Below are 6,962 nucleotides of genomic sequence, written 5' to 3' on the forward strand. Positions count from 1 at the left end.
CCGACAGCATGGGTTGAAGCGTATGATGGGGGGTTGGTCTGGCTTCATTCACGATATAAGTAGATTTTGAGGAAGTCCTCTAATGAGATGGATGAATATGTTTTATAACAAACACACGCTCATCAGTAGTTATGTCGTCAATAGAGTTAGCAGACGAGAATGGCTCTGTCTGGCTATTTAATCTTCAATCGCGTAACTGGGCTGCTTGTCGAGATGGTCCACCAGATCTCCCAGTCCATGGCGAACACGTCGGACATCCATTCCATGGTCTAGCTGGCCCAACGGCACATCACGCCAACGACATGGAAGAGGGCGAGCTGGCTATCGTTCGCCAGTCTGGCGAAGGAATCGAGGAACTTTGGACAATCAAAGAGACCACACCAGTTCAGGATCAGAGCCACCACAACTGGGTTACTGAAGACGGCCAGCCAGAGACGTACGACGAATTCATTTATCGCCGACGGCTGACTAGATTCGATCCACCGGTCAAATCGACGAACTATCAGGTGGAAGGGACGGACTTTGCGAGTTTCAACAAGGGCGCGAACGAGCTTAGCGACGACCATGCTCGGATGTTTCTTGACGTGCTTATCGAGAACGCACCTCTCGGCTCTGCTACCCAACGCCGCCTAGAGATCGTTAAGAAGACTATCGAAGATTCGGATGATATAATCTCTGAGACAGAGCCCTCGTCAGATATAGATAACGTGTCAGACGGTTCATCAAGCAGAGGGGAAGTTACGAAACCAGGAACAGAAGACACAACGGGTCAACCGGGTTCTAGCGGGGGAAACGCACCGCAAATATCCAACCAATTCCGGCGCGATATTCTCCAGCTGTACCAAAACAAGTGCCTTCTCTCGGAGTTTCGAGGGAGTCCATTTCTTACGGTCTCACATGTGGTTCCACGTGCCGCTGATTATGATCTCGTTGAGCATCCGGACAATGTAATCGTACTCTGCTGGGACCTCCACGCCGCGTTTGATGATAACCTCTTCACACTTGACTCTGATCTCCGGATTCAGGTTGACCCGGAATTTGAGCCCGTAGAACCGTTCCTACAGCGGACAATTGTTTCTCGGGAGGGAGAAAAAGTCGAATTCCCTAGTGAGATGACGGTGGACCCCGAATTCCTTGAACGACGAAACAAGAACATAGAGTGGTTCTAACGAATCAGCGAGAGGTTGAGAAAACGTCGAGCAACTCATGAAGACACTCCTCAAAGACTGACATATGGTGTCTTTCAACGATCTCGAAGACCGCTATCAGGACTTCGTTAGCGAGCGAGACTGGGAACAGTTTCATACGCCAAAGAACCTCGCAGAAGCGATCAGTATCGAGGCGAACGAACTCCTCGAAATCTTCCTCTGGCACGATAATCACGACGCTGAGACGATCAAGGAAGACTCCGAGCTGAAAGCTCGCGTCGAGGAAGAACTCGCGGATGTCGTCATCTACAGTATCGCGATTGCGACGCAGTTAGATATCGATCTCGTCGACGCAGTCGAGGCGAAGATGGACGATAACGAGCGTCGGTTCGACGAGGACACGGCGGCGGAGATGACTGAGGACCTCCAGCGTTGGCAACGTGATTAAACAACAGGTGGCTCTGTTAAAATGCTCAACTGATGATATATCCTCAGCGTTCTGCTGAATACAGGGCGCGAATGCGGTGCCAACCGAAGCCAATCTTCGGGAGAGACCGATCACTCAGTACAGAGCACTCACGTCACACGCTTGTTTCGAATCAACCCTTGTGGTAGTTCTCGTCATCTTCGTGCACCGATCTCGTCGACATTCGTGCTAAGCTGACGGTGTATATCGTGTCTCGATCGCCGGTCCTGCCAGAGCAGCCACACTCCAATCACTCCGGCAAGCAGAACGAATCCGATTGTGATCAGTTCATAGACCACTGATGTCGTAGCAACTAATGACCCGGTCACATCAACTGCGAAGTGCCAGACGACGAGCGGCCAGAGGCTCTCCAGTCGGAGCGCAATTGCACCGAGGCCGATCCCTAAGGGAATGATCAGTAGCATCTGTGGAAGCCACTCAGCCAGCGAATTCCCGAGGATGACTTGTGAGATGTGAGCTAGACCAAACATCGTGGCCGGCAGTACGACAGCCAGCAGGCGGCTGCGAGGCTCCAGCGCCCGGAGCAACACTCCACGGTAAATCAATTCCTCGGAGATGGCGGCACCCAATGCCACGCCAACGACGATCACGACAAGTCCGGCCCACGGCGGCAGGGTTTGTCCTTGAATGAGTGAGATTTCAGGGATTGCAAGGCCAAACATAGCTGGGACTAAGACCACAGCCGCAAAGGGGAGCAGATAGATAACTGCACGCCGATTGACTGGTGCTGTGAGTCGAATTTTTTCCCACCAACCGAGCCAAGTGACGAGCACGATACTCCCTGCGACGATGGTCCAATTGAGAATGAGACCGATCCCGTGTAGCGTTAACTGCGGGATAGCAACTTCAAGGACAGCCCGTGTGAGTAGTGTTAATACGATAAGACCGGCTGTTAGTCCGAGTGTGAATCCGACTGGATGACGTTCGACAATCGATACCATACACACTGTACGCTACGCGAGTATATATAGACACATTGACATAGTCGGTATGTTAAGCTATGTCAAGTCCAACCTAAATCCAGTCCAATCCGAGGTTCTCAGGTTCGACTGCTCTATTGACGGACGTGTACGCGAGCCGGTTCGTCGTTACGATCAACAGGCAGGCGCGTTCTATCGGTAGTTTAGGATTTAGATGGAGAAAATAACGCAGTTCACGTACTGACTGTATCCTCTGTATCTCACACGACGATCCTATCCGTTCTTAAGGATTTCAACAGGGCCTAATAGGCTTACTCCTCAGCAGACAGCCATCCGATTCGCTCGTTGTGAATTTCCAGATATTCGGTTGAAGGCGGTGCGTTCGGGAACGTCACCGACTCACCTTCGCGGTTAAGGATTGTCTGGTTAATGAAGACACTCTCCGTCTTTAATCCAGGGCGGACGGCAATCTCGTAGTCCCTGGACAGAGTGAACATGTTCAAGTCGAACGCTCGGTGGTGTGTATAGCAGAGTAGGAGCCCGTTTGCGGGATCGCCGCGAGCATCCTCAAACTCGCTCCAGTCGAGAATATGACCAGCCTGAAGAAGCCCGGGTTCGTCGACGTCACAGAGGACGCATGTGTCGTCGTACCGGTCGCGAACTTGCTTGCGGAAGTCACCCTGACCGATCCGTTGTGTCGTGGTTGAGGTAGTTTCGCCCGTTGAGACTTCGCCTCCAGTTCCGGTACTCTCCGTCCCAGGTTTTTCATCGACGATGATGCCTGCCTTCAGGCGCTCCCATGCGAACTCAGCCTCGCGAGCGAGTTCCTCCTCATTCCCGAAGTACTCGTCCCAGATCTCCTGAGCGGGCTCGCCTACATTCTCCATCCCGGAATCAGTATTCGGGTCAAGTGCGCGGAAATTCCCAAGTCTCGATGAAATGGAGCCAACTGATCGCCCCATGAGATCGGCGAGTTTTTTCACGCGATCATCGTTCTGCCGCTTCTCGATCTCTGGATCGTCTAGGTAGAGATCGAGCGTTACGAGGAAGTCGTCGCGTGTCCACGATTCGCCGCCTCTTGGATGGTTTGTCTCTGCCGTCGTGGATGTTCCGCCACGGGCCGCAGTCGGCTTCTCCGGATTGACGGTTCGGAGGAGATCCTTCGTTGACCCAGAGAGATCGTGCTCCAGGAGGGCTTCGATGTACGCCTCTATGATTGAGGGCTTGTTTTTCGCCGTTCCTGTGAGACTCTGAGGGGCGATATCAGGACTCTCGTGCCACTCTTCACGCATTATCTGGTCAAATTCTTGCTCCGGCTGTCCACGACAATAGATGATCCAGTCGTAGTCGCGTTTCGTGTCCCCGTGCCAACGCCAGTCTTCGGGCAGAATCGTCTGGTCTTCAACGTGACGCGCCTCGGCGAATGTCCAGATGCCTCGTACGCCTTCACCACTTTCGCGAACGATGAGGAGGTCACCCGGTTCCAGAAGTTCCGGGTCGGGCGCTCTCCCACCCGTTGGAATACCGTGCCAAGGTTCGCCGATATGAATGTTAGAATGATCTTCTGTATTAGAGGGGCCGTTGATACAATGGTCCCAGTGCTCGGGCATCGTGTTGACGACCCACGCTCGTCTCATGTCATTACTATTACTTCCGAGTCATATCAGATTTGTCCATCTACAGAACATCCTACACAAATCAAAATACGTCCCGATTCCCCAATACGTACCCTAATAGAATAATTAAGACAGTCCCAAGATAGGTTTCTACCAATACTACCAATTGAGTAATAATGTCCAAAAAATCACTCTGTAAACTGTTTGGCGGGTGTGGTGCCGAAGTTACAAACGTCGCGATACTGTAATGTATCGGACCACCCTCCCAGGTGGTGATCGGAACATAAGAATACCAAAGAGCGGATAGAGACATGAGTAGTATTGTCCAGACAAGTGGATGCTTTGCACGAACTCCATAACCGGTTACTAATTCCGAAGCGCCACCTATTATGAATGAAATCCTCCTCCCCTCGCTTAATGCTTCAACAGTCCTTGCCCTCCGCTGTAAGTAATATAACGACTTTTGGGAGGTATTGAGGGCATTTTCTTTGAATTCTTCGCGGATTTTTTCATATGATTTCGCAAGTGTATCCCACCCACGAGTACTCTCAGGCTCCCAAGAAAACCGTTTGAATTTTGTTGAGCCGCTCAACCTTGCGGATTCAATTTTCATACCCCGGATATCCGGTTTAAGAAACGTAGTTTGTCGGATATCGGCTTTATATAAGTTAGCATCAACTAGTGATGGATCAATAAGATTAGATGTTCCGAGTCGAGCTTTTTTGAGATTAGAACTATACATATTCACTCCATATATGGTCATTTCCTCTAGACTTGACTCTTCAAACTGACCTAGCGTGAAGTCCGCATAATTCAAATTAACATCTGTTAAGTCCACATGTGAGAGATCTACATTAAACGCGTGGACATCCCGGAAGTCTACATTCTCAAACCTTGTATCTTGAAAATTTGCTGCTGACAAATCAGCGCCCAAGAAGTCCGCGTTAATTAGTTCAGAACCACCAAAATCAGCCGAATTCAGGTTACAGTCAGAGAATACAGCACCGTCTACATTAACGTGAAAAAAGTCTGCGCTATCTAGTTCAGCGCAGGAAAATCCCACATTATCCAGTTCAGCACCTGAAAAGTCTGCGCCATCTAATTCAGCGCAAGAAAATCCTACGTTATTCAGTTCAGCACCTGAAAAGTCTGCGCCATCTAGTTCAGCGCGAGAGAACCCTACATTGCTTAATTTAGCATTTTTAAAATTAGCGGAACTCAGGCTGCTGTCAGAGAACTCAGCACCAGACAAATTAATGTTAGAAAAGTCTGCCCCGCGCAAGTCCTGATCTTCAAAATTTTTATTTCCTGGTCGCACTCTTACGTGCCATGTCTCATAGGTAATACTTCAATTCTTCTGAATGTGGAACTATGTCTACTACGCATTTATATATCAAAGACACCAGCCGACAAGGGTCGTAATAGCCCTTTTACTCAAACAACGGTACCATGGTTTACCGCCAGCGACTCCACACCTCTGTTCGATACCTCAGCCCAATCACCTCCGTATTGAATTGCTGGATCGTCTTCGGATCTAAGTCGCTCCGAGCCTGTTGGATATTCTCCTCTGATTGAATCAAGTGTGCGAGTGCGGCGTCGATCACTACGCTCATAGGCGGATCATCGTCTGGACCGCTGGCAACAATCTCATTTGCTTTCTCAAGTTGGCGCTCGCGTTCATCGGTTATCTTGAGGCTAGTTCGACGGCTCATTTATGCCACGCCGTATGTACCGGGGTCACAATCCCGTCGTTTTGGAGTGACTGAACCGGTCCGTGTTGAAGTGGTACCGTTGGTTTGACCACGATTGCGTCGGCCACCGACCGCAGCCCGCCTGATTTCTATGTACCTCATGCGTCGATCGCGCCGAGCGAGGTGCATAGATCGCGGATCGTGAATACATCCACGTCGGACCCCACGGGGTCGCGTCGAGAACCCCCTTCCGCGAGGTTTCACGCTCGCCCCACGAGCTCCAACAGGCTCGGCACTTCGCCGTCCTCCGGGAAGCGCACCAGATACGCGCGCTCGCCGACGCGCTGCGTGTGCGCGTCGGCCTCCTTGATCGAGCCGTCTTCAGCGACTAATCCGTCGAGTTCGAGGTGCTGTTTGTCGATCGTTACGGTTCCGCTGCCGTCGCGGTCGACGAGACTTTTGAATCCCATCGCCCCTCGCGGGCACGGTGGTTCACTTAAATGTACCTCAAAGTGACACGGAACGGGCATAGACCGTACTGAATGCGGGAGTATATGGGGATCACCGTGGCCCGGCCGCTCGCATGGCGAAAATGGAATTTGACGCCGTCGACGCCGCCCTCATCGTGGCTGGCCTCGCCTCGGCGTTCATGGTCGTTGATATCGCTACGTTCCAACTCTTCGACGTCGAGTTCGGAGCGACACAATTCAGCCTCGCTGGGTTCGACTTTTCGACCGCGTGGCTCCTCGGCTACGCGTCGATCATCGGAGTTGTCGTCACGAACGATAACACTGAGTTCTCGACCCTCTCCGACGATATTCGCGGGCTCCAGGGTTGGTACCTCGGGGCAGCTGTCGCCGCGCTCGCGCTCCCGATTGGGTTCATCGTGCTCCCTGATACCGTGGGGAGTTTCTTCACCAGTTCCGACCTGTGGGGGCTCCTGTACGTCGTCGGTGTGACCGCCGGGCAGTTCACCGTGGGGTGGTTGCTGTGAGCTCCATCTGGGACGGGGAGGACACGATTGCGGGAGTGATCTGGATCCTCACCTCAATCGGCTCGATCAACTGGGGCCTCCTGGAGTTCTTCGACTACAACGCGGT

At 51.9% G+C, this 6,962-nt stretch carries 8 protein-coding genes; 3 read left to right on the forward strand and 5 right to left on the reverse strand.

The features are described 5' to 3' along the window. The first annotated feature begins 302 nt into the window (after window positions 1–302). Together SD626R_RS01540 and SD626R_RS01545 are read left to right on the forward strand one after the other, a co-directional pair. Window positions 303–1,169 carry an HNH endonuclease signature motif containing protein gene (locus tag SD626R_RS01540; protein ID WP_158298384.1) on the forward strand — a complete coding sequence of 289 codons (867 nt, stop codon included), beginning with the start codon at window positions 303–305 and terminating at the stop codon, window positions 1,167–1,169. Between the two features lie 64 nt (window positions 1,170–1,233). Next, complete coding sequence (locus SD626R_RS01545; protein WP_092562544.1) at window positions 1,234–1,596, forward strand: nucleotide pyrophosphohydrolase; 363 nt, start codon at window positions 1,234–1,236, stop codon at window positions 1,594–1,596. Window positions 1,597–1,769: 173 nt separating this feature from the next. Here SD626R_RS01545 and SD626R_RS01550 read toward each other — a convergent pair whose 3' ends face one another. From SD626R_RS01550 to SD626R_RS01570, 5 genes are all read right to left on the reverse strand, one after another. Then, complete coding sequence (locus tag SD626R_RS01550) at window positions 1,770–2,576, reverse strand: CPBP family intramembrane glutamic endopeptidase (protein WP_092562547.1); 807 nt, start codon at window positions 2,574–2,576, stop codon at window positions 1,770–1,772. Between the two features lie 290 nt (window positions 2,577–2,866). Continuing rightward, a complete protein-coding gene (locus SD626R_RS01555) occupies window positions 2,867–4,165 on the reverse strand; it encodes an HNH endonuclease (protein ID WP_158298383.1) in 1,299 nt (432 codons plus the stop codon). An 88-nt stretch (window positions 4,166–4,253) separates the two neighbouring features. Further along, complete coding sequence (locus SD626R_RS01560; protein ID WP_158298382.1) at window positions 4,254–5,489, reverse strand: pentapeptide repeat-containing protein; 1,236 nt, start codon at window positions 5,487–5,489, stop codon at window positions 4,254–4,256. A gap of 136 nt (window positions 5,490–5,625) precedes the next feature. Continuing rightward, window positions 5,626–5,883, reverse strand: a complete 258-nt coding sequence (locus tag SD626R_RS17430; protein WP_092562555.1) for a DUF7386 family protein — start codon at window positions 5,881–5,883, stop codon at window positions 5,626–5,628. Window positions 5,884–6,122: 239 nt separating this feature from the next. Continuing rightward, the gene (locus SD626R_RS01570; RefSeq protein ID WP_092562559.1) at window positions 6,123–6,332 is read right to left on the reverse strand and encodes a DUF8053 family protein; all 210 of its coding nucleotides are present in this window, start codon (window positions 6,330–6,332) and stop codon (window positions 6,123–6,125) included. 113 nt (window positions 6,333–6,445) lie between these two features. Between SD626R_RS01570 and SD626R_RS01575 the strand changes: the two genes are divergently transcribed. After that, window positions 6,446–6,856: a DUF8023 family protein gene (locus tag SD626R_RS01575; RefSeq protein ID WP_167603285.1), complete on the forward strand. Its 411-nt coding sequence runs from the start codon at window positions 6,446–6,448 to the stop codon at window positions 6,854–6,856. Window positions 6,857–6,962: the final 106 nt, after the last annotated feature.

It is taken from the genome of Halorubrum sp. SD626R, from assembly GCF_001261915.1.
In the GTDB taxonomy this organism is placed as follows: domain Archaea; phylum Halobacteriota; class Halobacteria; order Halobacteriales; family Haloferacaceae; genus Halorubrum.